Origin of the sequence: Nocardioides sp. CFH 31398 (assembly GCF_022436705.1) — a bacterium.
Classification (GTDB): domain Bacteria; phylum Actinomycetota; class Actinomycetes; order Propionibacteriales; family Nocardioidaceae; genus Nocardioides.
This window is the reverse complement of record NZ_JAKUHT010000005.1, coordinates 128,861-154,899: the sequence shown is the minus strand read 5'-3', so window position 1 is coordinate 154,899 and position 26,039 is coordinate 128,861. Positions and strand designations below refer to the sequence as shown.

The 26,039-nt window shown below is 74.2% G+C and carries 24 protein-coding genes; 13 read left to right on the top strand and 11 right to left on the bottom strand.

All coding sequences use genetic code 11. The annotated features are described in order from the left end of the window. Window positions 1-27: 27 nt before the first annotated feature. A complete protein-coding gene (locus MJ876_RS05360) occupies window positions 28-1,146 on the bottom strand; it encodes a cell wall metabolism sensor histidine kinase WalK (protein WP_240235074.1) in 1,119 nt (372 codons plus the stop codon). A 143-nt stretch (window positions 1,147-1,289) separates the two neighbouring features. On the opposite strand from MJ876_RS05360, the gene phoU reads away from it, so the two are divergent. Then, window positions 1,290-1,940, top strand: coding sequence for a phosphate signaling complex protein PhoU (phoU, locus tag MJ876_RS05355; RefSeq protein WP_240235073.1), 651 nt, complete (start codon window positions 1,290-1,292; stop codon window positions 1,938-1,940). Window positions 1,941-2,217: 277 nt separating this feature from the next. Here the strand turns inward: phoU and MJ876_RS05350 are convergent, their stop codons facing one another. From MJ876_RS05350 to MJ876_RS05340, 3 genes are read right to left on the bottom strand one after another with little or no spacing between them, the layout of a single operon-like run. Then, window positions 2,218-2,985, bottom strand: coding sequence for a phosphoglyceromutase (locus tag MJ876_RS05350; RefSeq protein ID WP_240235072.1), 768 nt, complete (start codon window positions 2,983-2,985; stop codon window positions 2,218-2,220). Next, on the bottom strand, window positions 2,982-3,539 hold the full coding sequence (locus MJ876_RS05345; RefSeq protein WP_240235070.1) for a hypothetical protein: 558 nt from the start codon (window positions 3,537-3,539) through the stop codon (window positions 2,982-2,984). The genes MJ876_RS05350 and MJ876_RS05345 overlap by 4 nt, the downstream gene beginning before the upstream one ends. A 53-nt stretch (window positions 3,540-3,592) precedes the next feature. Continuing rightward, on the bottom strand, window positions 3,593-4,798 hold the full coding sequence (locus MJ876_RS05340) for a UbiA family prenyltransferase (protein ID WP_240235068.1): 1,206 nt from the start codon (window positions 4,796-4,798) through the stop codon (window positions 3,593-3,595). A 258-nt stretch (window positions 4,799-5,056) separates the two neighbouring features. On the opposite strand from MJ876_RS05340, the gene MJ876_RS05335 reads away from it, so the two are divergent. Together MJ876_RS05335 and MJ876_RS05330 are read left to right on the top strand one after the other, a co-directional pair. Then, window positions 5,057-5,542, top strand: coding sequence for a CarD family transcriptional regulator (locus MJ876_RS05335; RefSeq protein ID WP_240235067.1), 486 nt, complete (start codon window positions 5,057-5,059; stop codon window positions 5,540-5,542). Between the two features lie 53 nt (window positions 5,543-5,595). Further along, window positions 5,596-6,231 (top strand): 2-C-methyl-D-erythritol 4-phosphate cytidylyltransferase, encoded by a 636-nt coding sequence (locus tag MJ876_RS05330; protein ID WP_240235064.1) that lies wholly within the window; start codon window positions 5,596-5,598, stop codon window positions 6,229-6,231. Here the strand turns inward: MJ876_RS05330 and MJ876_RS05325 are convergent. Genes MJ876_RS05325 through MJ876_RS05310 form a run of 4 tightly spaced genes read right to left on the bottom strand, consistent with a single transcriptional unit; the run spans window position 6,217 to window position 10,454 of the window. Continuing rightward, the gene (locus tag MJ876_RS05325; protein WP_240235062.1) at window positions 6,217-6,912 is read right to left on the bottom strand and encodes a 2-C-methyl-D-erythritol 4-phosphate cytidylyltransferase; all 696 of its coding nucleotides are present in this window, start codon (window positions 6,910-6,912) and stop codon (window positions 6,217-6,219) included. The genes MJ876_RS05330 and MJ876_RS05325 overlap by 15 nt on opposite strands. Window positions 6,913-6,943: 31 nt before the next feature. After that, entirely contained in the window at window positions 6,944-8,332 is a 1,389-nt protein-coding gene (locus MJ876_RS05320; RefSeq protein ID WP_240235061.1) for a DUF1116 domain-containing protein, read from the bottom strand. After that, complete coding sequence (locus MJ876_RS05315; protein ID WP_240235060.1) at window positions 8,329-9,780, bottom strand: FdrA family protein; 1,452 nt, start codon at window positions 9,778-9,780, stop codon at window positions 8,329-8,331. Before MJ876_RS05315 ends, MJ876_RS05320 begins: the two co-directional genes overlap by 4 nt. After that, window positions 9,777-10,454: a DUF2877 domain-containing protein gene (locus MJ876_RS05310; RefSeq protein WP_240235059.1), complete on the bottom strand. Its 678-nt coding sequence runs from the start codon at window positions 10,452-10,454 to the stop codon at window positions 9,777-9,779. Before MJ876_RS05310 ends, MJ876_RS05315 begins: the two co-directional genes overlap by 4 nt. Before the next feature lie 101 nt (window positions 10,455-10,555). Here MJ876_RS05310 and MJ876_RS22130 point away from each other — a divergent pair, with 101 nt between their 5' ends. The 7 genes from MJ876_RS22130 to MJ876_RS05275 all read left to right on the top strand — a co-directional run bounded on the left by MJ876_RS22130 (window position 10,556) and on the right by MJ876_RS05275 (window position 19,178). Then, window positions 10,556-11,812: a CdaR family transcriptional regulator gene (locus MJ876_RS22130; protein ID WP_240235057.1), complete on the top strand. Its 1,257-nt coding sequence runs from the start codon at window positions 10,556-10,558 to the stop codon at window positions 11,810-11,812. 184 nt (window positions 11,813-11,996) lie between these two features. Next, entirely contained in the window at window positions 11,997-13,355 is a 1,359-nt protein-coding gene (locus MJ876_RS05300) for a uracil-xanthine permease family protein (protein WP_240235055.1), read from the top strand. Further along, entirely contained in the window at window positions 13,352-14,182 is an 831-nt protein-coding gene (locus MJ876_RS05295; RefSeq protein WP_240235053.1) for a xanthine dehydrogenase family protein subunit M, read from the top strand. The genes MJ876_RS05300 and MJ876_RS05295 overlap by 4 nt, the downstream gene beginning before the upstream one ends. After that, on the top strand, window positions 14,179-14,751 hold the full coding sequence (locus tag MJ876_RS05290) for a (2Fe-2S)-binding protein (protein ID WP_240235051.1): 573 nt from the start codon (window positions 14,179-14,181) through the stop codon (window positions 14,749-14,751). Before MJ876_RS05295 ends, MJ876_RS05290 begins: the two co-directional genes overlap by 4 nt. After that, the gene (gene cutA / locus MJ876_RS05285; protein WP_240235049.1) at window positions 14,748-17,150 is read left to right on the top strand and encodes an aerobic carbon-monoxide dehydrogenase large subunit; all 2,403 of its coding nucleotides are present in this window, start codon (window positions 14,748-14,750) and stop codon (window positions 17,148-17,150) included. Before MJ876_RS05290 ends, cutA begins: the two co-directional genes overlap by 4 nt. A gap of 13 nt (window positions 17,151-17,163) precedes the next feature. Next, window positions 17,164-17,799 carry a carbon monoxide dehydrogenase subunit G gene (locus MJ876_RS05280; protein ID WP_240235048.1) on the top strand — a complete coding sequence of 212 codons (636 nt, stop codon included), beginning with the start codon at window positions 17,164-17,166 and terminating at the stop codon, window positions 17,797-17,799. Beyond that, complete coding sequence (locus tag MJ876_RS05275; protein ID WP_240235047.1) at window positions 17,796-19,178, top strand: amidase; 1,383 nt, start codon at window positions 17,796-17,798, stop codon at window positions 19,176-19,178. The genes MJ876_RS05280 and MJ876_RS05275 overlap by 4 nt, the downstream gene beginning before the upstream one ends. Window positions 19,179-19,202: 24 nt before the next feature. On the opposite strand, the gene MJ876_RS05270 is transcribed toward MJ876_RS05275, so the two are convergent. Then, window positions 19,203-19,751 (bottom strand): 2'-5' RNA ligase family protein, encoded by a 549-nt coding sequence (locus tag MJ876_RS05270; RefSeq protein ID WP_240235046.1) that lies wholly within the window; start codon window positions 19,749-19,751, stop codon window positions 19,203-19,205. A gap of 15 nt (window positions 19,752-19,766) precedes the next feature. Next, window positions 19,767-20,000, bottom strand: a complete 234-nt coding sequence (locus MJ876_RS05265) for a superinfection immunity protein (protein WP_240235044.1) — start codon at window positions 19,998-20,000, stop codon at window positions 19,767-19,769. A 174-nt stretch (window positions 20,001-20,174) separates the two neighbouring features. On the opposite strand from MJ876_RS05265, the gene MJ876_RS05260 reads away from it, so the two are divergent. From MJ876_RS05260 to MJ876_RS05250, 3 genes are read left to right on the top strand one after another with little or no spacing between them, the layout of a single operon-like run. Next, window positions 20,175-22,274 (top strand): hydantoinase/oxoprolinase family protein, encoded by a 2,100-nt coding sequence (locus tag MJ876_RS05260; RefSeq protein WP_240235042.1) that lies wholly within the window; start codon window positions 20,175-20,177, stop codon window positions 22,272-22,274. Then, on the top strand, window positions 22,271-24,226 hold the full coding sequence (locus tag MJ876_RS05255) for a hydantoinase B/oxoprolinase family protein (RefSeq protein WP_240235040.1): 1,956 nt from the start codon (window positions 22,271-22,273) through the stop codon (window positions 24,224-24,226). The genes MJ876_RS05260 and MJ876_RS05255 overlap by 4 nt, the downstream gene beginning before the upstream one ends. Further along, the gene (locus MJ876_RS05250) at window positions 24,223-24,915 is read left to right on the top strand and encodes an SDR family oxidoreductase (RefSeq protein WP_240235038.1); all 693 of its coding nucleotides are present in this window, start codon (window positions 24,223-24,225) and stop codon (window positions 24,913-24,915) included. Before MJ876_RS05255 ends, MJ876_RS05250 begins: the two co-directional genes overlap by 4 nt. Before the next feature lie 180 nt (window positions 24,916-25,095). Here the strand turns inward: MJ876_RS05250 and MJ876_RS05245 are convergent, their stop codons facing one another. Beyond that, window positions 25,096-26,022, bottom strand: a complete 927-nt coding sequence (locus MJ876_RS05245; RefSeq protein WP_240235032.1) for an SMP-30/gluconolactonase/LRE family protein — start codon at window positions 26,020-26,022, stop codon at window positions 25,096-25,098. Window positions 26,023-26,039: the final 17 nt, after the last annotated feature.

Here is a 26,039-nt window from a genome sequence, read left to right as displayed (position 1 = left end):
CGTGCCGTGGTCAACGGTAGTTGCTGATCAGGACGCCCGGGGGAGCGTCAGCGTGAAGGTGGAGCCCTGGCCCTCCACGGACCAGACGCGGACGTCGCCCCCGTGGGTGGCCGCGACGTGCTTGACGATCGACAGCCCGAGACCGGTGCCGCCGGTGGAGCGGTGCCGTGCCGGGTCGACCCGGTAGAAGCGTTCGAAGATGCGGTCGATCTCCCCGGCCGGGATGCCGATGCCCTGGTCGGTGATGGACAGGTCGACGGTGTCCTCGTCGGCGCGTGCGCTCACCAGCACCGAGGAGCCCTCCCGGGAGTACGCGACCGCGTTCGCCACCAGGTTGCCGACCGCGACGGCCACCTGGTCGGCGTTCCCGAGGACCTCCAGGCCCTCCTCGCCTCCCGCGACGAGGTTGATGCGTCGCGCGGCGGCGTCGATCGCGGAGGTGTCGATCGCGGTCGCGACGACCTCGTCGACCGACACCCGCGAGGGGGTCTCCAGCGGCTCGTCGCCCTGCAGGCGCGACAGCTCGATGATCTGCTGGACCAGCGTGCCGAGACGCTCGGACTCGTGGTTCATCCGGCCCGCGAACCGCTTGACGGCCTCCGGGTCGTCGGCCGCGTCGGAGACGGCCTCGGCCAGGAGGCGGATGGCGCCCACCGGGGTCTTGAGCTCGTGGCTGACGTTGGCGACGAAGTCCCGTCGTACGGCCTCGACGCGGCGCTCGCGGGTGCGGTCCTCGACGAGCGCCAGCACCATCCGCGAGCCCAGCGGTGCGACGCGGGCGGTGACGTGGCGGTCCGGCGTCCCGCCCGGGCGCGACATCTGCATCTCGATCTCGCGGATCTGCCCGTCGCGTCTGACGGCGCGCACCAGGTCGGCCAGCTCGTCGGCGACCAGCTCGTTGCCGCGGACGAGGCCGAGGGCGTACGCCGGCGCCGATGCCTTCAGCACCGACTCGTTCTCGTCGACCACGACCGCGCTGCTGCGCAGGACCGACAGGACGGTGGCCACGCCGGGGGGCACCGCGGGCTCGACGACCTCCGGGCGACGGTTCTGCTGCTTGTCGGACAGGTGCCAGGCGAGCACGGTGACACCGGCCACGATCGCACCGACGATCGCGGCCAGGAACGCCTGGACGGTGGGATCCACGGGGTGGATCGTACGGACGACGCCCGCGGCCTACCGCGCGGCCGGGCGGGCCGACGTGTGCGCGACCCAGATTTCACTGCCCGTTCACGGACCGGATCGCCGCAGGCCAGAAGCCCGCCGCGCACCCGCCTAGGCTGGTCGTCATGCGTGAGGCCTACTACGACGAGCTCGAGGGCGTGTTCGCCGACCTGTCCGAGATGACCCGACTCGTCGAGGTCGCGGTGCAGACGGCGACCCAGGCGCTGCTCACGGGGGACGCCGAGACCGCCGAGCGCGTCATCAGCGCCGACGCGGAGATCGACCTCCGCCGGGAGAAGGTCGAGAACGACGCCTTCAACCTGCTGTCGCTGCAGCAGCCGGTCGCCGGCGACCTGCGCCAGATCGTCGCCGCCCTGCGGATCGTCAGCGAGCTCGAGCGGATGGGTGACCTCGCCGAGCACGTCGCGAAGGTCGCGCGCCTGCGCGTGCCCGGGCTGGCGGTGCCCGAGGACCTGCGTCCCACCATGACCCGCATGTCGACGATTGCCCTCGAGATGGTCGGCCGGCTGCGCGTGGTCATCACCGAGCGGGACGTCGAGACCGCCGCGCGGCTCGCCGAGATCGACGAGGAGATGGACAAGCTCCGCCGCCTCAACTTCACCGAGCTGCTGCGCAAGGACTGGACCCACGGCGTCGAGGCCGCGGTCGACGTCGCCCTCCTCGGCCGCTACTACGAGCGCATCGCCGACCACGCCGTCGGCATCGCCAACCGCGTCGTCTTCGTGGTCACCGGGGACTTCCCGGTCTCCACCTGACCCGCTCGCCGTCGTCCCGTCTGTCTCACCTGTCTCAGGTTTCACCAGCCGGCTGGTGAAACCCCGACCGGGCGGACGAAACATCGTCAGCCAAGTCGGCACATCGGCAGCCCGGTCGCGACGTGACCGGTCGAGCCCCGGCTCGCATGGTCCGACCGGGAGCGAGCGTCCGCCTCGAGACCGCCGGACCACGACCGGTCCGTCGGCTCAGCGGGTCACGATGCGCCTCGACCCCGCCGGCGACCACGACGCGAGTCGTGGCCCGTCGCGTTCCGCGTCAGCGACCCTGGTTGGCGACGGCCTCCGCGGCGGCGGCGGCCGCCTCGGGGTCGAGGTACTCGCCGCCGCGGGTGAGCGGGGCGAGGGAGTCGTCGAGGCGGTAGACCAGCGGCTGGCCGGTGGGGATGTTGAGGCCGGCGATCTCGTCGTCGCTGATGCCGTCGAGGTGCTTGACGATCGCGCGGAGGCTGTTGCCGTGCGCGGCGACCAGCACCGTGCGGCCGGGCTGCAGGTCGGCGGCGGCGTCACCCTCCCACCAGGGCATCAGCCGGGTGATGACGTCCGCGAGGCACTCGGTGCGGGGCATCTCGTCGCCGAGGTCGGCGTAGCGGGGGTCGCCGTCCTGGGAGTACTCGTCGTCGGCGTCGATCGGCGGCGGGGGGACGTCGAAGCTCCGCCGCCACTGCATGAACTGCTCCTCGCCGTACTCCGCGAGGGTCTGCTTCTTGTCCTTGCCCTGCAGCGCACCGTAGTGGCGCTCGTTCAGGCGCCAGGTGCGCCGGACGGGGATCCAGTGGCGGTCCGCGGCGTCCAGCGCGAGCGCGGACGTCGTGATGGCGCGGCGCAGCAGCGAGGTGTGGACGACGTCCGGCAGCAGGCCGGACTCCTTGATCAGGCGTCCGCCGGCGACGGCCTCGGCGCGGCCCTTCTCGGTGAGGTCGACGTCGACCCACCCGGTGAAGAGGTTCTTCGCGTTCCAGTCGCTCTCGCCGTGGCGGAGCAGGATCAGGGTGCGTGCGCCGTCGGGGCCGCCGTCGGTGCTCACTCGCCCTCGCCCTCGCCAGGGACGACCTCGTCGGCCGGCGTGTAGAGGTCCTCGGTGTCGTACTCGTCCATCTCGGTCGGGATCGGACCGTCGATGCCCTCGTAGTAGCCGGCGTTCGGGACGACGGACACGTCGAAGGTCACGTCCTGCCCGGTCGAGTAGCTGATCTCGACGACGAGGAAGTCGCCGATCTCGAAGTCACCGGTGACGGGGACGCCGCCCTCCTCGGCGAGCTGCACGAAGCCCTGCGGCGCGAGCTCGATCGGCTCGTCCAGCTCGGCGGTGACGTCACCGCCGATCGCGGTCACGGCCGCCGTCTCGGACGTCTCGTTCGAGAACCCGGCGACGAAGGTGCCCTCGCCGTTGCCGTCCGTCGACACGATCGCGGCACCGAGGACGTCGACCGACGCGCTGCGGTCGAAGGTCCCCTCCGCGGGGGTGTAGACGATGTTCGTGTTCTCGTCGAAGCCGCACGACGCGAGGGCCGGGAGGGCCAGGGTGGCCGCGCCGATGACGGCGGCACGCCGGAGCAGGGAACGCTGGGGCTGAGGCACGGGCCAAGCGTACCGGCGCGCCGGCGCCCGCGTGGCGCCCGTCCCCGGCCCGACTACTGCACGAGGCCCTGCTGCGCGGCCACCGTGACCAGCGCGATGACGAGGCCGGCCGCGAGGACCGACCCGAGGGCGAGCAGACGGGGGGCCCCGACCTTCAGGGCGAGCCGCAGCGGCAGGTGCTTGAGACCGTCGCGGTGGTCGTCGACCAGCCCGGGCAGCGACCGCAGCACGTGGACGACGACGCCCAGGGCGGCGGAAAGTGCGACCAGCACCGGGTTCGGCGCCAGGCCCTCGGGGCCGCCGATCGGCCCGGCGTACGACAGCACGGCGGGGTAGAGCGCGAACGAGGCCGCCCACGGCACGGGCGAGAACCAGCCGTGCCGCAGCGAGATGTTCGCGATCATCCCGATCGCCACCACGACGAGGAACGTCACGCCGGCCGTCACGCCGTTGGACACCGACAGCGGAACCAGGAGCAGCCCGGCGATCGCGAAGGCGTACCAGACCGACCCGGGCTCGAGCCGGCCCTCGGCGAGGGGCTTGCGGGCCAGGCGTCGCGGTGTCTCGGCGTCGCGGTTGCGGGCGAGGACGGCGGCGTCCCGGTCGCGGTCGACGAGGTCGTTGTGCCAGCCCAGCATGGCCTGGCCGACCAGGGCCATCGCCGCGAGCAGGCCGACCTGCTCCGGCGGGCGGCCGGCCAGGGCCGCCGCGCCCGCGAGGGCGGCGGCCGTGACGACCGCCTGCCGGGGGTGGGCCGCGAGCAGGAGGAACCAGAGGGCCTTCGGACCGCGGGCCGGGACCACCGGAGCCGCCGTGGTCGGGGCGGCGTCGCCGTCGTCCCGCTTCTCCGCCTCGGGCGCGGCCTGCGTCGGGGTCTGCGAGCCCTGTCCGGAGTCCTTCGCGGACCCGCGCCCGGCCTCCTGCTCGGCCTTCTGCTGCGCCTTGGCCGCCTTCTTCTCGGCCCTGGTCTGCTTCGGGGTGGCGGCGCTGCCCACCACCTCGTCGGTGACCTCGTCCGCGGGCGCGTCGTCCGGCTCCGACCGCGTCAGGACGGCGGTGTCGCCGACGGGGTCGTCGGTCTCGTCGCCGGACGAGTTCTCCACGGCGGCCGCCTCGGGCCGTGCCCAGCGGCGACGCCGCTCCTCGGCCCGGCGCTGCTTCTCGGCCTTCTTCTGCGCCTTGGCGGCGGCCGCCGGGTCGGCCGCCGGCACCCCCGCGCCCTCACGGGCGTCGGCCCCCCGGTCACGCTCTCCACCCATGCGCGGAAGTATCCGCGCAACCGTCGCTCCGCGGGAGGGCAACCCCGGAACCAGGTCGCCGCGACGTCCATCAGGGGCTCCGTGAGACCCTGGTGGACGGCGCCGGGAGCGGTCCGTCCGTTGGGCCCGCCACGCGGGTCGAGACACGAATCCTGCCGTCTGTCAAGCCCCGCGCAAGCCTCTGACCTGCGGAAACGTTGAGGAAGCACCCCTTACGCCGTGGTATGATGGGGGTCCTTCGGAAGGGGAAACGTACATATGACATTCACCGTCGGCGAAACGGTTGTGTACCCCAATCACGGGGCCGCGGTCATCGAGGACATCGAGAACCGGACCATCAAGGGCGAGGACCGGCAGTACCTGGTCCTCCGCATCGTCGCCCAGCAGGACCTCGTCGTTCGAGTCCCCGCATGCAACCTCGACCTGGTCGGCGTCCGGGACGTCGTCGACAAGGAGGGCCTGGACCGCGTCTTCGACGTGCTCCGCGCCTCGCAGGTGGAGGAGCCGACCAACTGGTCGCGCCGCTACAAGGCGAACCTCGAGAAGCTGCACAGCGGCGACGTCATGAAGGTGGCCGAGGTCGTCCGCGACCTGTGGCGCCGCGAGCGCGACCGCGGCCTGTCCGCGGGCGAGAAGCGCATGCTCGCCAAGGCTCGCCAGATCCTCGTCTCCGAGCTCGCGCTCGCCGAGAGCACCAACGAGGACAAGGCCGAGGGCATCCTCGACGAGGTGCTGGCCTCCTGAGCGACACCCACGCACACGACCAGGGCCCCCGGGACGAACCCGGGGGCCCTGTCGTGTCCCCGGGGCCGATCGGCGGCTGGGACGACGAGCCCGACGCCACCGGTCCCGCCGGGTCGGACCCGGCCCTCGGGGTGGTGCTGGACGAGGGACGCGGCACCCTGCCGTACGCCGTCGTCCACGGGACCGCGCTCGTCGCCTGCGCGGCCGAGGCCCTCGCGGCGGCGGGCGTCGACGCCGTGGACGCCGGGACGCCGTGGGCGAGGGTCAGGGCCACCGGTGCGGACGTCGTGCTCCACGACGCTCTCTGCCCCCTGACGCCGCCGGCCTTCCTCGTGGGCTGCCTGGAGGCGGCGCGGGAGCAGGACGCCGCCGTCGTCGCCGTCCGACCGGTCACGGACACCGTCCGCACCCTCGCCCCGGGCGACCCGCCCCGGCTGGGGGAGCTGGTGGACCGCGACGGGCTCGTCGCCGTCGCCTCCCCGGTCGTGCTGCCCGCCTCCGTCGTCGCGTCGTACGACGGGTGGCCGCCCACCGACCCCGTCGAGCTCGTCGCCTCCCTGCGGCAGCGGGGGACACCGGTCCTGCTCGAGGCCCCGGCCGTCGGTCGCCGGGTCACCGGCGAGGACGACCTGCGGGTGCTCGAGGCGGTCTCGGAAGCGGTCGCCGAGGCGGCCTCAGACCAGGCGTGAGGCCACGTCGAGGTCGCCCGGCCAGGTGATCTTGAGGTTCGCCGGGTCGCCGGGGACCGCGACCACCGCGACGTCCTCGGCGCCGTGGGCGGCGACCGTCCCCGCGGTGTCGGTGGCGCGGTGGCCCCTCGCGGCCGCGGCCTCGTAGGCGGCGAGGAGGTCGCGGGCCCGGAAGGCCTGCGGCGTCTGCATGGCGACGAGACCGGTGGCGACCGGCGCGCCGTCGCGGCTGACCAGCGCGGGAGCCGGGACGACCGGGACGGCCCCGCCGTGGGCGCGGGCGGCGTCGAGGACGCGGGACAGCAGGTCCGCACCGGCCAGGGGGCGCGCGCCGTCGTGGATCGCGACGACGTCCACCCGGCCGTCGGCCACGTCGTCGGCCAGGACGGCGAGGGCCCGCTCCTCCGACGCGTGCCGGTCCGCGCCGCCGACCACGAGGTCCACCGTCCGGTCGTCGGCGAGGTGGGGTGCGAGCGCGTCCGACACGGTGGCGGTCTCGCCGTCACGGACGACCACCACCACCCGCACGACGCCCGGGGTGTCCAGGGCGTCGACGACGGAGCGGGCGAGGACGGGGACGCCCGCCAGGGGAAGGAGCACCTTGTTGACCCTCGCGCCGCTGCGGCTGCCCGAGCCGGCGCCCAGGACGACGACCGCGGCGCCGGCGTTCTCCTCCGTCACGGGACGATCGTGGCAGGCGCGGCCGGACGCCTCACCGCGGGACGAGCTCGGCCAGCCGCGCCAGCGCGGCGGGGAAGATCTCCGCCGGGGGCGTGACGAGCCCCGCGCCGACCTGGCCCACCCCGGCGACCGCGCCGGCCATGCCGGTGTTGATCTGCGGCAGGATCCCCGTCCGGCAGACCCGGGCGACGTCGATGCCGGTCGGGGTCCCCTGGAAGTCGAGGACGGGCACTGTCCAGCGCGGGTTCTCGGCCAGCGCGATCTCGTGCATGCGCCGCGTGGCCGCGAGCGCGTCGGGCACCGTGCCGCCCACCAGGCGCACGATGGCGGGCGCGGTGGCCATCGCGAAGCCGCCGATGCCGGCGGTCTCGGTGATGGCGGAGTCGCCGATGTCGGGGTTGGCGTCGTCCGGGCCGTAGTCGCCCAGGAACAGACCCTCGGCGACCTGCGCGGGGCCGGTGAACCACTCGTCCCCGGTGCCGGCGACCTGGATCCCGAAGTCGGTGCCGTTGCGGGCCATCGCGACCACCATGGTGGAGCCGTCGATCCCGCGGGCCGCGTCGAGCGCGAGCTTGCAGGTGGGCATCGCGAGGTTGAGGAAGAAGTGGTCGTTGCCGCCGACGAAGCGCAGGACGTCGGCGACGTCGGTGGGCTCCCCGGAGTGCACGAGGGCGGGTCCGAGGTCGCGCAGCGTCATCAGCGTGCCGGCGCGGTTGCGGTTGTGGGCCTCGTCGCCCATCTGCAGCATCTGGGTGAGGATCCCGGTCACGTCGACGGGTCCCGACTCGTCGCGCACCCGCCGGACGGCGGAGCGCAGGAGCGGCCCGAGGACGTCGCCCATCCACCGCAGACGGGTGAGGACCTCCGGCGAGTAGGCGCCGTACCGCAGGACTTTGCCGAGGCCCTCGTTGAGCGTGCAGTGGGTACGACGCCCGGTCTCGAGGTCCTCCAGCACCCACATCCACATGCTCGGGGTGACCACGCCGGCCATCGGGCCGACCGCACCCCGGTGGTGGCACGGCTCGAGGTCGAACGCGCCGGCCTCGAACAGGGCGGGGGCCTCCTCCGCGTCGTCGACGAGGCCCTCGAGCGCGGCGCCGCCCATCAGGGCGCCGCGGAGCGGCCCGGACGCGCGGTCCCAGCCGATCGGCGGGCCCGCGTGCAGGAACTGCCCCCGCTCGAGGCCGAGGACCTCCGAGGCGGGACCGACGTCGACCAGGTGGGCGGTGACGCCGAGCACGGCCTCGACCGCGCGACGGTTCGCCTCGGCCCGCCGGGGGTCCAGGGCCACCCGGGCCAGATCGGCGGTGACGTCGGAGGTCGCCGTGACGGGGGGCCGCCAGTCGACCCGCTCGGTGGCGACGGCCTGCGCGCCGAGGGCGTCCGCGAGCAGCTCGGTGCCGGTGGTGACGACCCTCATCGAGCGGACTCCTGGGTGAGGCGGGTGGGGTGGTCGGCGGCGCCGGCGAGCTCGGCGGCACGACGGGCGGCGCCCGCGTTGGACAGGTGCACCTCGGCGCCGGTCTCCGTGAGCGCGCGGACCTGGTGGGCGTGGTCCTGGGGGTCGCCGGCGGTGCCGACGACCGTGACCACGACGGGGACCTCGAGCCCGGCCAGCACCGGGGCGAGCGACGCCGCGGGATCGGGCTCGGCGCCGTGACCGAGGACGACGTCCAGCAGCAGGACGCCGATCGCCGGGTCGGCCGCCGCGCGCACGACCTCCTCGGTGCGCAGCGTGGGGTCGATCATCGGGTGGGCGCGCCCGGAGGTGTACTCGTCGTCGCCGAAGTCGGTGAAGAGGTGGCCCCCGTCGGCGCCGAGGAGGCCCTCGACGACGAGGCGGGCCTCGGTGCACAGGGTGCCGCCGACGAACAGTCCGCGGACCGCTCGACCACGCCCCGGGTGAGGCGGTCGCGCGGTGCCGGCGACCGGCCAGTCGGGGACGGCGACGCCGAGGTCGCCGAGGAGCGTCTCGGTGGCCGCGGTGAGGTCGGGGTGTCCCGCGCCGAGGAAGGCGGTCGCGACGGGGGTCGCCAGGGAGTCCGCGAGGGCGCCCACGTCGGCCGCGACCGCCTCGGCGGGCGGCTTCGAGACCAGGAGCACGCGCTCGACGCCGGGCTCGGCGTCCAACCGGCGCAGGGCCTCCCGGGTGGCGAGGGCGCCGACCTCGGCCGACAGGTCGCGCCCGCCGACGCCGTAGGCGTGGGTGACGCCGACGCCGGCGTGGTCGAGCAGGGCGAGCACCTGCTGGGCGCCGGTGCCGGACGCCGCGACGACGCCGACCGGCCCCGGCGCGACGACGTTGGCGAAGCCCAGACCCACGCCGCCGACGACGGCGGTGCCGCAGTCCGGGCCCATCACGAGGACGCCGCGCTCGGCGGCGGCGCGCTTCAGCGCGACCTCGTCGGCGAGCGGCACGTTGTCGCTGAAGACCATGACGTCGCAGCCGGCCTCGATCGCGTCGACCGCCTCGACGACGGCGCTGGGGCCGGGGACCGACACGAGCACGACGGCGTCCTCGCCGGGCGGGACCTCCCGCAGCGCGGCGGCCGTCGTCCGGTGCGGCGCGAGCTCGGCGGAGGTGCTGCCGCGCCGGCCCGCGTCGGCCAGGGCCGCGGCGACGCCGGCGAGCGCGGCGTCCAGGTCGCCGTCCCCGTCGAGCCGCAGCGCGACGACCATGTCGTTCGGCCCGGCGTGCGCGGGGACCTCGAAGCCCATGCCGGAGAGGACCTCGACGTTGAGGCCGGTCGCCATCGCGACCTGGGCCGAGGCGACCCCCGGCAGCGCCTGCACCGCGCGGCTGACCTGGAGGAGCGCGACGGAGTCGGCGTAGGCGCCGGGGCGCAGCTCGACGTGGGTGGTGCTCATGCGGCGGTTCCGATCCGTCGGGCGGGGCTCAGGTGGCTCAGCGCGGTGGTCGCGCCGTGCAGCATCCCGCGGCCGGAGGAGTGGCCGACCGCGAGCAGCGCCCGCGTGGCGTCGTCCTCGGCGGGGGTCCCGGCGGCGGCGAGCCAGTCGGCCAGCTCGGGGAGGGCCTCGCCGTGCATGGCGCAGTCGAGCAGCGTGGCGGAGAGCAGGGTGGTGCGCCGGAACAGGGCGCGCACGAGGTGGTCCACGTCGTCGGTGGCCACGCCGGCCGCGCGGTGCGTGACGAGCCAGCCCGCCAGGACGTCGTCGTCGTACGGCGTGAGACCACCACCCCGCCCGACCCGCAGCGACGTCGGCAGCGGCGCGGGGGCGGTGGCCCGCGAGGGCACGACCGGCACCCGGACGTCGACGAGCCGGCCGATCCGCAGCGGGGTCCCGCCCACGTGGAGGACCCCGCCGCGCATCGCCGCGAGGGGGCTCAGGTGGTCGAGTCGCGGCAGGTCGGAACGCAGGCCGCACGGCACGGCGACGGCGTCGCGGGCCAGCAGGCCGACGCAGCGGCCGGACACCTCGACGTACGTCGCGACAGGGCCGCGGTGCAGGACGGGGACCGGGCCGTCCGGGGCGGCGCGCAGCAGGTCCCGGACGCGGGGCGGGGCGGCGACGGGGAGCATCACCGGGACGCTAACGCGCCCCGCTAGCCTCTCTCGACGTGAGGTTGTGCCGAAGGGCCGCCGGGGAGTAGGCAGATCCTGCTGACGACGAGGAGCGGTTGGTGAGCGAGACCACGGCAGGACCCGAGGCCCTGGCACGGATCGACGCGCTGCACACCGCGCTGACGCAGATCGTGCTCGAGGGCGGCGACCTGGCCGGCATCGCGGCCGAGGTCGGCCGGGTGCTCGACATCGCGCTGCTCGTGACGTCCTCCGACGGCCGGGAGCGGGCCGCGGCGGTGAGCGACCGCGTCCGGGGCGTCCTGGCCGAGCACCAGCTGCTCGACCCGACCGGCCGCGTCCGGGTCGAGCGGATCGGCCCGCGGGGCATCCCGGTCGGGGACGGCGAGGCGCGGCTGATGCTCGTCGGTGCCGGGGGAGCCGACCTCGCGCGGCTGGTGTGCGTGCGGACGACGCGGCCGTTCGGGCACGACGACGTCCAGTCGCTGGAGCGCGCCGCCGCCGTGGCCGCCCTCCTCATCACCCGCGAGGCCGCGGTGACGGCGGTCGAGAACAAGTACCAGGGCGACTTCCTGCGTGACCTGCTGATGCGCCGCGCCCCCGACCCGGCCTACGTCGCGGAGCACGCGGAGGGCTTCGGCTGGGACCTGCGCCGCCCGGTGGTGGTGGTCTCGGCCCAGCTCGACCGGCCGGACGACGACGCGCCCGTCTCGAGCGCGCGGCGGCGGCAGTGGCAGGAGCGGTTCGCCGCCGCCTGGCGCCAGGTCGGCGCCGAGCTCGGCGACGGCATCCCCAGCGTGGACTTCTCCTCGGAGGTGGTCACGCTGCTGCCGGCGTCCGCGGACGAGGAGGGCCTGCCCGGGGAGTCGTTGGTCCACCGGGCCGTGACCGCCGTGCGCGGCGACCGCGGTGGCGGCCGCCGTCCGTTCTCGGTCGGCGTCAGCAGGGTCGCCGGGACCGTCGACGACCTGCCGGAGGCCTACCTGCAGGCCCGCCGTGCCGTCGAGGTCGGACGACGGGTGCAGGGCATCGGCGCGCTCGCGTTCTTCGACCGGCTGGGCCTGCACCGGCTGATCGCGCTCGTGCCTGAGCAGCGGGAGCTGGAGTCGTTCGTCGCCGACGTCCTCGGCCCGCTCGCCGAGCGCACGGAGGAGGCGGCCGACCTCCGGGAGACCCTCCAGGTCCTCATCGACACCAACTTCAACGTCGCCGAGGCCGCGCGGAAGCAGTTCTTCCACTACAACACGATGCGCTACCGGGTCTCGAAGCTCGAGCGCCTGCTCGGCCCCGTCGCCGGCGACCCCCACCTCCGACTCGACGTCGCGGTGGCCCTGCGCGTGCTGGACGTGGTGGCGTAGTCCCGCTGCCCACGGCGGTCTCGACGACGCGGAGCCGCCGGCCCGACTTCGCGCCTTGACCGGCGCACGTTGCCAACCGCACCCTCGTTCCTCTGGCAGACCCTGCCGTCGAGCGGTCCAGATCCGGCTCACTACGTTGGCGGGACTCTCGGGCTCCGTGGACCAGTGAAGGGGCGTGCGCCTGATGTCGATGTTCAAGTGGGACGTGGTCGACCCGGCCCCCGGCGAGGCGGTCGGGCCCCGACAGCGACTGCCCTGGGGCAAGACGATCGGCCTGGGCGCCCAGCACGTCGTCGCGATGTTCGGGGCGACGTTCGTCTTCCCGCTGGTCATGGGCCTCGACGCCAACCTGGCGATCATGTTCAGCGGCATCTGCACGGTGCTGTTCCTGCTGATCTGCTCGAACCGCGTGCCGAGCTACCTCGGCACCTCGGCCGCGTTCGTCGGCGGCGTCGCCGCGATCCGTCTCCAGGGCGGCGACTCGGCCGACGTGACCGGGGCGATCATGGTCGCCGGCATCGTGCTAGCGCTGGTCGGCGTCCTCGTGCACTTCGCGGGCGTGGGGCTGATCCACCGGGTCCTTCCGCCCGCCGTCACCGGTGCCGTGGTCATGCTGATCGGCTTCAACCTCGCGCCCGTCGTCGCGCAGACCTACTGGCCCCAGGACCAGTGGGTGGCGCTGCTGACCGCGACCTTCCTCGTCGCCGGCGCCGTGCTGCTGCCGGGCTTCTGGTCCCGCATCGCCGTCTTCCTGTCGCTGATCTTCGGCTACCTGCTGTCGTGGGCCTTCGACGGCATCTTCGGTCCCATCACCTCGGTGCTGCCGACGGGGCCCGACCCGGTCGAGCACGACCGGGTCGACCTGTCCGGCGTCGCGGCCGCCGACTGGATCGGCCTACCCAGCGGCACGCTGGCCGACGGCGTCCCCGTCGTCCACGGCCCCAGCGTCTCGCTCACCTTCGTGCTGCTCGTGCTGCCCGGCGTCGTCGCGCTCATCGCCGAGAACCTGGGCCACGTGAAGGCCGTCGCCGACATGACCGGCGAGGACCTCGATCCCTACATGGGCCGCGCCATCGGTGCCGACGGCCTCGCCACCGCCTTCGCCAGCGCGTTCGGTGGCTCCCCGACCACGACGTACGCCGAGAACATCGGCGTCATGAGCGCCACGAAGGTCTACTCGACGGCGGCCTACTACGTCGCCGCGGCCGTCGCGATCCTCCTCGGCCTGTGCCCCAAGTTCGGCGCCATCGTCAACGCCACCCCGGGCGGCGTGCTCGGCGGGATCACCGTGGTGCTGTACGGGATGATCGGTCTGGTGGGCGCCAAGATCTGGGTCGAGAACAAGGTCGACTTCGGCAACCCCGTCAACCTGGTCGGGCTCGCCGCGGGCATCATCGTCGGCGTCGGCAACGTGACGCTGGTGATCACCGACGACTTCCAGCTCTCCGGCATCGCGTTCGGCACGCTGCTCGTCATCGTCTACTTCCACCTGGCCCGCACCGGGCGGTCGAGCACCTCCGGCGAGGTGACGAAGGCGCTATGAAGCCCGCCCCCTTCGCCTACCACCGTCCGCGGACCCTCGACGAGGCCGTCGCGCTGCTCGGCTCCGAGCCCGACGCGAAGGTGATGGCCGGGGGGCAGAGCCTGGTCCCGCTGCTGACCATGCGGCTGGCGGCGCCGGCGACGATCGTCGACATCTCGGCCGTCGAGGGGCTCGACACCCTCACCGCGGACGACGGGGGCGTGCGGATCGGGGCGATGGTGCGGCACGCCGACGTCCTCGCCAGCCCCGACGTACGACGGGTGCAGCCGCTGGTGACGGCCGCGCTGTCGCACGTGGCGCACCCGACGATCCGCAACCGCGGCACGACGGTGGGCTCGATCGTCCATGCCGACGCCGCCGCGGAGATGCCGGTGGTGCTCGCCGTCCTCGGCGGCACGGTCGAGGTCGTGGGCGGCGCCGGCCGCCGCACGATCGCGGCCGCCGACCTGTTCGTCGGTCCGCTCGAGTCGTCGCTGGCGCCCGACGAGGTCGCCACGTCGGCGTGGTTCCCCGCGCTCGCGGACGACGCCGGCGTCGGGTTCGCCGAGCTCGCGCGGCGCCACGGCGACTACGCGATGGTCGGCGTCGCCGCCCACGTGGACGCCTCCTCGGCCCGCGTCGGGTACCTCTCCGTCAACGACGTCCCCACCGTCGTCGACGTCACCGGCGTCGACGCGGCGGACGCCGGCGAGGCGGCGCTCGCGCACCTCGAGCCCGGGGGCGACGTGCACGCCTCCGCGGCGTACCGGGCCCAGCTCGTCCGCGTCCTCACCGCCCGTGTGCTCCGCGAGGCGCACGAGGACCGACAGGGAAGGGGAGCCGCATGACCGTCTCCGCGCAGACCGGCGAGACCGGCGAGGCCGTCCACGACGTCCGCCTCCGCGTGAACGGCGTCGTCCACGACCTCCGCGTGCCCGCCCGACGGCTGCTGAGCGACGCGCTGCGCCACGACCTCGGGCTGACCGGCACGCACGTCGGCTGCGAGCACGGCGTGTGCGGCGCGTGCACCGTGCTCGTGGACGGCAGATCCGCCCGCGCGTGCCTGATGTTCGCGGTCGCCGCCGTCGAGGTCGACATCACCACCGTCGAGGGCCTCACCCGCCCCGACGGGTCGCTCGGCCCGGTGCAGCAGGCGTTCAGCGAGTGCCACGGCCTGCAGTGCGGCTTCTGCACCCCCGGCTTCCTCACCACGATCACCGCCGGGCTCGAGGAGAACCCCGACCCCACCCACGAGGAGGCCAGGGACATGATCGGCGGCAACCTCTGCCGCTGCACCGGCTACCAGAACATCGTCGCCGCCGTGGAGTGCGCGGCGGTGCTGCGGCGCGGGGGATCTCGAGGCCCGGGCCCGGGGGGCCCTCACGCCTCGATCACCGAGGCGGGTGGTCCCTCGTGACCATCAAGCTCATGGGGCAGGGCGTCCAGCGCGTCGAGGACCAGCGCCTGCTGCGCGGGCAGGGCGCCTACACCGACGACATCGACGTCGGGCCGGGCCTGCTGCACGCCGCCGTCGTCCGCTCGCCCCACGCGCACGCGCGGATCGTCGACATCGACCTCGACGCCGTCCTCGACGTCGAGGGCGTCCACGCCGTCCTCACCTACGACGACCTCACCGGCCCGATGGCCGAACCGCTGCCGCTGCTCATCCCGCACCCGGCGCTCACCCACGGCCGCACGCAGTACGCGCTGGCGAAGGACGAGGTGAACTACGTCGGCGAGGCCGTCGCCTTCGTCGTCGCCACCGACCGCTACGTCGCCGAGGACGCCGTCGGCAAGGTGAAGGTCACCTACGACGTCCTGCCCGCCGTGGTCGGCATCGAGGCCGCCCGCGCCGCCGAGCACCTCGTCCACGACGACGTGCCCGGCAACCTCGGCGCCCGCCTCGAGCAGCAGACCGGGGGCGACGCGCCCGCCGTCGTCGCCGCGGCCCCGCACCGGCTGTCGCTGGACCTCGACATCGAGCGCAGCGCCTGCATGCCGCTCGAGGGCCGCGGCACCGTGGCCCGCTGGGAGCCGGCGCTGGACCGGCTCCAGCTGTGGACCTCCACCCAGTCCTCGACCGGCGTCCGCGCCGCCGTCGCGGTCAAGCTCGGCCTCGACCTCGGCCAGGTCGACGTCATCACCCCCGACGTCGGCGGCGGCTTCGGCGTCAAGATCAACCACCCGTGGCCCGAGGAGCTCCTCGTGCCGTACGCCGCCCGCGCGCTGGGCAGGCCGGTGAAGTTCGTCGAGGACCGCCGCGAGCACTTCATCTCCTCCGCGCACGAGCGCGGGCAGGTCCAGCACGTCGAGGTCGGCTTCGACGACGACGGCCGCCTGCTCGGCCTGGACGTCGAGCTCTGGCACGACCACGGCGCCTACACGCCGTACGGGCTGATCGTCCCGATCATCACCTCCACGCAGCTGCTCGGGCCGTACAAGCCGGGCGCCTACCGCGTTGTCTTCCACTCGCTCTACACGAACACCGTCATCGTCACGCCGTACCGCGGCGCCGGGCGGCCCCAGGGCTGCTACGCGATGGAGCGGACGATGGACGCGATCGCGCAGCACCTCGGCAAGGACCGCGCCGAGGTCCGCCGCGTCAACCTCATCCAGCCCGACGAGTTCCCCTACGAGCACGGCCTGGTGTTCCAGGACGGCCGACCGCTGACCTACGACTCCGGCGACTACCCGGCCATGCTCGACAAGATCAAGGCGCTCGTCGACTGGGACACCTTCGGTGAGCGCCAGCGTCAGGCCGCCGCCGAGGGACGACGGATCGGCCTCGGCCTCGCCTGCTACGTCGAGGGCACCGGCGTCGGGCCCTACGAGGGCGCGCACGTGCACGTCGAGACCACCGGCAAGGTCAAGGTCGCGACCGGCCTGACCAGCCAGGGCCAGGGCCACCAGACCGTGTTCGCGCAGCTGGTCGCGGACGAGCTCGGGTGTCGCTTCTCCGACGTCGAGGTGGTCACCGGCGACACCCGGCGCATGCCGTACGCCGTCGGCACGTTCGCCTCCCGCGCGGCGGTGATGAGCGGCTCCGCCGTCCACCTCGCCGCGAGGCGGGCCAAGGAGAAGGCGCTGCGGATCGCCGCCGACGCGCTCGAGGCGTCCGAGGACGACCTGCAGATCGTCGACGGCGTGGTCTCCGTCAAGGGAGCCCCCGAGGTGAGCCTCGACCTCGGCACGATCTCGGTGCTGTCGAACCCGCTGCGGTACGCCTTCGACGAGGCCTCGAAGCGGGCCACGCAGTTCCAGGTCGGCGACCCGGGCAAGCCGCCGGTCGCCGAGGACGACGAACCCGGCCTCGAGGGCCGCGACTTCTACTCGCCCGAGCGGGCGACGTTCGCCTCCGGGATGCACGCCGTGATCGTCGAGACCGACCCGGAGACGGCCGAGATCCGGATCCTCCAGTACGCCGTCGTCCACGACTGCGGCACGCTGATCAACCCGATGATCGTCGAGGGCCAGATCCACGGCGGCGTGGCGCAGGGCGTGGGCGGGGCGCTGTACGAGCGGATGGCCTACGACTCCTCCGGCCAGCTGCTCAACGCGTCGTTCATGGACTTCCTCATGCCCTACGTGAGCGAGGTCCCCGACGGCATCGACGTCGACCACCTCGAGACGCCGTCCCCGCTCAACCCCCTCGGCATCAAGGGTGCCGGCGAGGCCGGCGTCATCCCGTCGGCCGCGGTCTTCGCCGCCGCCATCGAGGACGCCGAAGGGCTGCGTGAGGACGGATTGGCGATCACCGCCATGCCCATCTCGCCGTCGGAGCTCTTCGAGCTGCGGCTGGCGCACCAGAACCCGTGACCCGAGGAGCAGCGTGAAGATCTCCGGCGCCAACGACGTCGCGCACCCGCCCCAGGTCGTGTGGGACGCGATCCTCGACCCGCTCGTCCTGGTCGCCGCCATCCCGGGCTGCTCGCGCCTGGAGTCGACCGGTGAGCACGCCTACGACATGACCGTCACCGCCGGCGTCGCCGCCATCAAGGGCACGTACGACGGCTCCTGCGCGCTGTCCGACCTGGCACCGCACGACTCGCTGACGATGCGCCTCACCGGCGCCGGCGCGCCCGGCACCGTCGACGCGACGGTCGCCGTCCGCTTCGAGGACCTCGGCGGGCGCACCCGCATCGCCTACGACGCCGACGCCACCGTCGGCGGGATGGTCGGCGGGGTCGGCCAGCGGATGCTCTCGAGCGTCTCGAAGCGCATGGCGGGCGAGTTCTTCGGCAACGTCGCCAGGGCGATCGAGACCCCGCCGGCGCTCCAGGTGGCCGAGCAGCCGCCCCGGCTCCGATCGAGCGTCGAGACCGCCGGCGCGGTGTACGCCGCCCCGACCGTCACCCCCGTGGCTGCAGCGTCGTCCCCGGCCGACTTCCTGCGCGGCGTCGCCGTCGGCGCCGGCCTGGTCGCCCTGGGCGTCGTCCTCGGCGGCGTCTTCGGACGTCGGGCATGACCGTCACGGTCGACTCGACCGCCCGCGCGCAGGCGGCCGCCGTCCGCGCGAAGGAGATCAGCGCCCGCGAGCTCCTCGAGGCCCACCTGGACCGGATCGGGGCGCGCAACCCCGAGCTCAACGCGATCGTGTCGATGGACGTCGAGCGCGCCCGCCAGGGAGCCGCCGCGGCCGACGAGGCGCTCGTGTCCGGCGCCGAGGTCGGCCCTCTGCACGGCCTGCCGTTCGCCTTCAAGGACACCCACGAGGTCGCCGGGTGGACGACGACGTACGGCTCGGTGCTCCACGCCGACCACGTGCCGAGCACCGACGAGCTGCTCGTCGAGCGTGTGCGCCGCGCGGGCGTCGTCGTCCTCGGGAGGACGAACGTGCCGGAGTTCGCCGCCGGGTCCCACACCTTCAACCGCGTCTTCGGCACGACCCTGAACCCGCACGACCCGTCACGCTCGGCCGGCGGGTCGAGCGGGGGAGCGGCGTGTGCGCTGGCGTCGGGCATGGTCCCGCTCGCGGACGGGTCCGACATGGGGGGCTCGCTGCGCAACCCGGCGTCCTTCTGCGGCGTCGTCGGCCTGCGGCCCACGCTCGGCCGGGTGCCGCAGTGGCCCGCGTCGAACCACTGGGAGACGACGTCGGTCGGCGGGCCCATGGCACGCACCGCGGACGACGTCGCCCTGCTGCTGTCGGTCATGGCGGGCCCCGACCCCCGGGCCCCGCAGGCCCTCGGCGAGCCGGGCTCGGCGTTCGCGCCCCCGCTGTCGGGGTCGCTGGCCGGGCTGCGGGTCGCCGTCACGCCGGACCTCGGCGGCGCGTTCGTCTGCGACCGCGAGGTGGCCTCCGTCGTCACCGGCTCGACCGGGACCTTCGCGGCGGCGGGCGCGCACGTCACCGACGACGTCCCCGACCTGCGCGAGGGCGAGGACGTCTTCCGCACCCTGCGCGCCTGGCACTTCCAGGCGACGTTCGCCGAGCGCCTCGCCGCCCACCCGGACGCCTTCAAGGCGTCGCTCGCCGACAACATCCGGGCGGGGGAGACGCTGACCGGCGCCGACGTCGCCCGCGCGTACGCCGGCCGCACCACGCTGGCCCACCGCATGCGGGAGTACTTCGACGACCACGACCTGCTCGTGCTGCCCGCCTCGCAGGTCCCGCCGTTCCCCGCGGACCAGGAGTTCCCGACGGCCATCAACGGCGAGCCGATGCGGACGTACCTGGACTGGATGCGGTCGAACTACCTCATCACCGTCACCGGGTGCCCGGCCATCTCGGTGCCGTTCGGCCGCACCGCCGACGGCCTCCCCGTCGGCCTGCAGCTCGTCGCCGCCCACGGCCGCGACCGCTTCCTGCTGGAGTGCGCCGCGGCCCTGGAGTCCCTCGTCTAGGTCGAGTCGGCACGTCTGCGCAGCTCACAGGGGTCGAGTCGGCACGTCTGCGCAGGCCGTCAGCTGCTGCGCCCTGGCGTCCCAGTGGCGCAGGACGACGCCCGCGCCGGTCAGCGCGCCGAGCGGCAGGACGTCGAGCGCCCGCGCGACCTGGTCGGGCCCGAGCCCGGTGGCGAGGGTGACGTGCGGGGTCCACGCCCCCGGCGTGGTGTGTGCGGCGGGCGGCCACGGCGTGCCCTCGGCGGCCCGGTCGAGCAGGCCGACCACCTCGGCGTGGAGGTCGAGCAGGACGTCGTCCGCGGTGACGGCCCGGGCCAGGACGAGCCCGCGCCGCGTGGGCAGGACGAGCAGTCCGGTGAGGCTCAGCGCGACCGGCAGACGGTGCGTCGCCGGCTGCACGACGTCCGGCGCGGGGAGCCGTCGCCGCTGCGCGAGCGTGACGTGCGGGGCGTTCGAGGGTCCCGGGTGCTCGGCGAGGCTGGGCAGGCCGGCGTCGGCGAGGAGCCACCACTGGCGACGGACCTCGGCGTCGAGGACGTCGTCCAGGCCGAGATCGACCGAGGAGGCGGCCACCGGCCCGTCGTGCGCCTAGAAGCGGCCGACCGGCCTGTGGGAGGTCAGCGACATGACGAGCGCGATGATCCAGCCGATCACCGTCCAGCCGGCGAGCAGGTTGACCCAGAAGATCGTCCAGTGGTTCGCCTTGCCCCGCAGGGCGGCGATCGCCCACGGCAGCATGTAGCCGCCGGTCACGATCGCCACGATCACCGCCACGACCGCGCTGACGGGCCGGTTGCGCTGGTCTGTCACGAAGCCGCTCATGGCGTCGAGCGTAGCGAGCGGTCCCTGGGCGCTGGGTCCCGACGAGCTCGACCGGCGCCGGTGCGGGTCGCGGTCGGGTCGCGGTGTCGGCTGGCAGAGGTTGAGCCGCAGCGGGCGGGTGGTCGGCAACCTCTGACATAGGCCCCCGGCGACGCGGCCGGTTGGATCGGTGGCATGCCGCGACGCATCAGGATCGGGATCGACACCGGGGGGACGTTCACCGACGTCGTCGCCCTCGACGAGGACAGTGGTGAGCTCGTCACCACGAAGACCCCCTCGACGCCGAGCAACCCGGCCGACGGGTTCATGGCCGGCATCGAGAAGGTGCTCGGCATCCTCGGCCTCCCGCCCGGCGACGGCAGCCCGATCGCCGCGGTCAGCCACGGCACGACCGTCGCCACCAACCAGCTCCTCGAGGGCAAGGTCGACCGGCTCGGGTTCCTCACCACCGAGGGGTACGGCGCGATGCTCGAGATCGCGCGCCAGTCGGTGCCCGACGGCTACGGCAACTCCTACTTCTGGGTCAAGCCGCCGCGGATCGTGCCGCGCGACCTCGTGCTCGAGGTCGGCGGTCGGCTCGACCACACCGGCGCCGAGGTCAGGCCGTTCGACGAGGACGGCGCCCGCCGCGCGGCGCGCTGGTTCCGCGACCAGGGCGTCGACACCCTCGGCGTCTGCTTCCTGCACTCCTACGCGAACGACGCCCACGAGGAGCGGATGCGCCAGGTCCTCGCCGAGGAGCACCCCGACGCCGTGGTGTCGGTGAGCAGCGAGGTGCTGCGGGAGTACCGCGAGTACGAACGCGCCATGACCACGCTGGTCGACGCCGCCGTCAAGCCCCGGCTGGGCCGCTACGTCCGCACCATCTCCGAGCGCCTCGGGAGCTACGCCGGGCGCCCGGTGCCGTTCTACGTCATGAAGTCGAACGGCGGCGTGCTGAGCGCGGAGGAGGTCGTGCACCAGCCGATCACCACCGTGCTGTCCGGCCCCGCCGCCGGCGCCCTCGGCGCCGCCCTGATCGCGCGGACGGCGGGCTTCGACAAGGTCCTCACCTCCGACGGCGGCGGGACGTCGACCGACGTCTCCGTCGTCGTGGACGGCGACCCGACGCTGACCACCGAGGGCTCGGTCGGCGCGTTCCCCTCGAAGATCCCCATGATCGACGTCGTCACCGTCGGCGCGGGTGGCGGCTCGGTCGCCTGGCTCAGCCCCGAGGGCACCCTCAAGGTCGGCCCCCACTCGGCCGGCGCCGACCCCGGCCCGCTGTGCTACGGCAGGGGCGGCGCAGACGTCACCATCACCGACGCCCACGTCGTCCTCGGCCGGATCCCCCCGCACCTGCTCGGCGGCGAGATCCCGCTCGACGTCGAGACCGCCCGCAAGGGCGTCGAGCAGCTCGCCGGCGACCTCGGCATGACCCCGGAGGCGGCCGCGACCGGTGTCCTCGAGATCTCCGCGTGGAACCAGGCGAACGCGCTGCGCGAGGTCACCGTCAAGCGTGGCCTCGACGTCCGCGACTTCACCCTCGTCACCTTCGGCGGCTCCGGGTCGCTGCTGCTGTGCCGCCTCGTCGACGTGCTCGGGCTGCGCCGAGTCCTCGTGCCTCCGGACCCGGGCAACGTCTCCGCGTTCGGCCTGCTGACCGTCGACGTGCGCAACGACGTCGTCCAGACCCACGTCGCCCTCGCCGACGACCTCGACGCCGCGCAGGTGGCCACGGCGTACGCCGGGCTCGTCGCCCGGGCCGACGAGGCGCTGGAGAAGGAGGGGTTCGCCCCCGATGTCCGCGTCCACCAGTGCACCGCCGACCTGCGCTACTTCGGTCAGGCCTTCGAGGTCCGCGTGCCGGTGCCGCTGCCGGGCGAGCTCGACGAGGCCGCGCTCGCCGACGTCGCCGACGCGTTCCACGCCGCGCACCGCGGGCTGTACGGCTACGACTTCGCCGACGACCCCGGCCAGCAGGTCGAGTGGGTGAACCTGCGGGTCTCCGGCATCGGGCCGATCCAGCGCCCCGAGATCGCGTCGTACGACCTCGCGCCGTCCGAGCCCGTCGAGACCGGTCGCCGCGCCGTCTGCTTCGACCCCGAGGCGGGGTACGTCGAGGTCCCGGTGCTGTGGCGCCCCGACCTCACCCCGGGCACCACGGTGACCGGCCCCGCGATCATCGAGGAGTTCGGCTCGACCGTGCCCCTGCACCCCGGCTTCACCGCCCGGGTGGACGCCTACCGCAACCTCGTCGTCGAACGGCAGAGCACCGAGAGGGACCACGCATGAGCCGTCGAGCACCGACCCAGTTCCCGTTCGGCTTCCTCACCGACGACCACGGCGCGAGCGCCGACCCGGTGCTGACCGAGATCGTCCAGGGCAGCCTCGCCGCGGTCGAGCGGGAGGTCGAGACCGCCATCGCCCGCACCAGCCGCAGCCCGATGATCCGCGACGCCCACGACTTCCGCGCGGGCATCCACGACCGGCTGCTGCGCAAGCTCACCGGCCGCTCGTACTCCGCTCTCGTCCACCCCGTCGCCCGCGACTTCCCCATCGCCGAGATGCGCGAGGGTGACGTCTTCTTCCACAACGACGTCTACCGCTCCGAGGGCGGCATCGGGCACCTGCCGGACCTGTGCGTCACCGTCCCGGTGTTCGCGACGCGGAACGGAGCGGACGGTGGGCACAGCCCGGGCCCCGAGGGGGAGCGGCAGGTCGTCGCGTTCGTGCAGGCCTTCGGCCACCACGACGACATCGGCGGCGCCGTCCCCGGCTCGATGCCGTCGGGCGCGACGAGCGTGTTCTCGGAGGGCCTGATGGTCCCGCCGATCCGGCTGTGGGACGCCGGGGTGCCCAACCGCGCGGCGCTGACGATCATGACCCGCAACTCCCGCATGCCGGAGTCGCTGGCCGCCGACCTGGACGCCGAGTGCTCGGCCTGCCTCATGGGCGCGCGGAGGCTCGGCGAGCTGTTCGACCGGTACGGCGTCGCCGCCGTCGAGGCGTGCTTCGACGCGATCATCGACGGCTCCACCCGGACCTACCGCTGCGAGATCCTGTCGAAGATCCCCGTCGGGTCGTGGACGTGGGAGGACTACGCCGAGCACGACGGCGTCGACGAGCCCCGGCTCCACACCCAGCGGATCACCCTGACCCGCACGCCGGACGACGACCCGGACGGCGAGCGGCTCGTCCTGGACTTCGACGGCACCTCGCCGCAGGCGAAGGGCCCGATCAACCACTGCGGTGACTACAGCGACGGCGTCTTCCTCGCCAAGTGGCTCGCGCCCATCCTCCGCAACCTCGCCGACACCCCCGAGCGGATGGCGGAGCTCGACGTCAACGAGGGCGTCGTCCCGCTGCTCGAGCTGCGGTTCCCCGAGCCCGGCACGCTGCTGACGCCGGTCTTCCCCGCGCCCACGAACGCCCGCACGTTCGTGATCCTGCGGCTGCTCGGCGTCCTCGCCGGCGTCGTCGCCAAGGCCGTCGACGGGCGGATGCCCGCCGACCAGGAGACGATCCGCTACACCGGCGTCTACGGCGAGGACCACGACGGCCGGCCCTACCTCATGCGCGAGGTGCTCGGCGGCGGCTCCGGCGGGCGCTACTACGCGGACGGCGAGGACACGATCCACGTCGTCCCCGACTCGCGGAACCTGCCCACCGAGTTCACCGAGGCCCGCTTCCCGTTCCGCGTCGAGGCGCTGGGTCTGGCCGTCGACTCCGGCGGGGCCGGGGAGTTCCGCGGCGGGCTCGGCTACGAGAAGCACGTCCGGATGCTCAAGGACGGCCACTTCATGTCCATCGCCGACCGCTCCATCCTCGCCTGCTGGGGCGTGAAGGGCGGCCTGGCGGGGGCGCCGTTCGAGGTGGTGGTCGACCCCGGCGGGCCGAACGAGCGCGTCGTCGACGCCCTCGCCGACGCCGAGCCCGTGACGGCAGGCGAGGTCATCCGCATCCGCACCACCGGGGGCGGAGGCTGGGGCGACCCGCTGCGACGCGACCCCGCCTCCGTGGTCCGGGACGTCCTGTGGCGCAAGGTGTCGCCCGAGGCCGCGCTGTCGTCGTACGGCGTCGTGCTGACCGGGTCCTCGGAGGGAGGGGACCTGGCGCACGACGCCGACGCGACCGCCGCCGAGCGCGCCGGTCGTGCCGGGCCGGGCGAGGCGTTCTTCGACCGCGGCCCCGGTTACGCCCGGCTCGCCGAGGGGGCGTCTCACGCGGCCGTCGACGTGCTGTGACGCCGACCAGGCGCGTCGCCGTCCTGGCCGGTCGGGGCAAGACCGGCCGCGCGGTCGGGGCTGCGCTCGCCCGCCGCGGGGTGGACGTCGTCCCGCTCGGCCGCGGCTCGGTCGTCGCCGAGGAGACGGCGGGCTGCGACGCGGCGTACGTGATCGCGCCGAACCTGCACCCGGCCGAGCCGGCGTACGCCGCCGCGGCGCTCGACGCGCTGCGCACCGCCGGCGTGGGTCGGGTGGTCTACCACTCGGTGGCGTCGCCGTACGCGCCCGCGATGCCGCACCACGTCGGCAAGGCGGCCGCGGAGGACCTCGTCCGCCGCTCGGGCCTCGCGTGGACCGTCCTGCAGCCGGGCCCCTACCTGCAGAACCTCGACCTGACCGCCGACCTCGTCGTGCCGTACGACGTGGACGCGGTCTTCGGCTTCGCCGACCTCGCCGAGGTGGGGGAGGCCGCCGCGGTCGTGCTGACCGAGGACGGCCACGTCGGCGCGACGTACGAGCTCGCGACGCGGGTCGCGACCGTCGCGGACCTCGCGCGCGAGGCCGGGGTGACCGCCCGTCGCGGGGCGCCCGACCTCTCCGCGCTCGACCCGCGAGAGGCCGACTGGCTGCGCGCGATGTTCGCCTCCTACGACGCCCACGGCCTCCCCGTCGGCACGCGCGTGCTCGACATGCTGCTGGGGCGCTGAGGCGGTTCCGGTGGTTCGTCCTCGGGTCGAATCCCCACGGTAAGTAGGCAGCTTGGCGCTCCCCACGACGAATTCGTCGTGAGAAGCGACAAGACAGGGACCTACCGTGGGGTTTCGACCCCCCGGCCCCAGGGCCAGGACCAGGACCAGGACCACGACCAGGACCAGGACCCGCGACCCTCAGGGGCGCCCGGCGTGGGGGACGTCGACGACCACGGCGCGGATCTCGCCCTCGCGGGCGGCGCTGCGGGCGTGCTCGTCGAAGTCGGGGGCGCAGCAGAGGAAGAGGGTGCGACCGTCGGCGCCGCCGAGCGTGCAGGCGTAGACGCCGGTGCCGGGGGAGACGGCGTCGACGACCTCGCCGCCCTCGCGGACGCGGATGGCGCGACCGCCGACGGCGTCCGCGACCCACAGGCACCCCTCGGCGTCCAGGCCGCAGCCGTCCGGGGCGACGTCCAGCTGCCCGATCGCCGGACCGACGGCGCGCTCGGTCGGGACGGCGCCGAACACCGCCCAGTCACGCCGCGGGCCGAGGGTGCCGTCCGCGCCGACGTCGAAGGCGCTGACGCGGTTGCCGAAGGTCTCGTCGACCAGCAGCGTGCCGTCGTCGGTGATCACGCTGCCGTTGGGGAACCACAGGTCCTCGGCCACGCGTGCGACCGTGCCGTCGGGGTCGACGCGCAGCAGACCGGTCGTGGCCAGGTCCGCGCCGCCCATGAGGTCGAAGCCGAAGTCGCCGAGCCAGCAGCGGCCCTCGTCGTCGACGACCATGTCGTTGGGGTGGCCCCCGACGTACGACGACACGTCGGCGTGGACGACGACCGACCCGTCGTGCTCGCGTCGCATCACGGCGGCGTCCCGCATCGACACGAAGACCACCCGCCCGTCGGGCAGCCACCCGATGCCCGACGGCTGGCCGGGCACCTCGATCTCGGTCCTCAGGTCCGAGCCGTCCTCGGCCACCGAGTAGTAGGCGTGGGTGTAGAAGTCCGCGAACCACAACCGCCCCGCCCCGTCACCGGCGTCCGGGCGCCACCGGGGGCACTCCGTGAAGGACATGCCGGACACGACGGTGCGGACGGGGCGGTCGGAGGAGGTCTCGGTCATCGCAGCATCCTGGCACC

Bases quoted from the DNA above. Each gene is read 5' to 3' on its own strand.
- phoU (WP_240235073.1), top strand. From the start codon at position 1,290: ATGCGTGAGGCCTACTACGACGAGCTCGAGGGCGTGTTCGCCGACCTG.
- MJ876_RS05340 (WP_240235068.1), bottom strand. From the start codon at position 4,798: ATGGGTGGAGAGCGTGACCGGGGGGCCGACGCCCGTGAGGGCGCGGGG.
- MJ876_RS05335 (WP_240235067.1), top strand. From the start codon at position 5,057: ATGACATTCACCGTCGGCGAAACGGTTGTGTACCCCAATCACGGGGCC.
- MJ876_RS05320 (WP_240235061.1), bottom strand. From the start codon at position 8,332: ATGAGGGTCGTCACCACCGGCACCGAGCTGCTCGCGGACGCCCTCGGC.
- MJ876_RS05315 (WP_240235060.1), bottom strand. From the start codon at position 9,780: ATGAGCACCACCCACGTCGAGCTGCGCCCCGGCGCCTACGCCGACTCC.
- MJ876_RS05310 (WP_240235059.1), bottom strand. From the start codon at position 10,454: ATGCTCCCCGTCGCCGCCCCGCCCCGCGTCCGGGACCTGCTGCGCGCC.
- MJ876_RS05300 (WP_240235055.1), top strand. From the start codon at position 11,997: ATGTCGATGTTCAAGTGGGACGTGGTCGACCCGGCCCCCGGCGAGGCG.
- MJ876_RS05295 (WP_240235053.1), top strand. From the start codon at position 13,352: ATGAAGCCCGCCCCCTTCGCCTACCACCGTCCGCGGACCCTCGACGAG.
- MJ876_RS05290 (WP_240235051.1), top strand. From the start codon at position 14,179: ATGACCGTCTCCGCGCAGACCGGCGAGACCGGCGAGGCCGTCCACGAC.
- MJ876_RS05275 (WP_240235047.1), top strand. From the start codon at position 17,796: ATGACCGTCACGGTCGACTCGACCGCCCGCGCGCAGGCGGCCGCCGTC.
- MJ876_RS05265 (WP_240235044.1), bottom strand. From the start codon at position 20,000: ATGAGCGGCTTCGTGACAGACCAGCGCAACCGGCCCGTCAGCGCGGTC.
- MJ876_RS05260 (WP_240235042.1), top strand. From the start codon at position 20,175: ATGCCGCGACGCATCAGGATCGGGATCGACACCGGGGGGACGTTCACC.
- MJ876_RS05255 (WP_240235040.1), top strand. From the start codon at position 22,271: ATGAGCCGTCGAGCACCGACCCAGTTCCCGTTCGGCTTCCTCACCGAC.
- MJ876_RS05245 (WP_240235032.1), bottom strand. From the start codon at position 26,022: ATGACCGAGACCTCCTCCGACCGCCCCGTCCGCACCGTCGTGTCCGGC.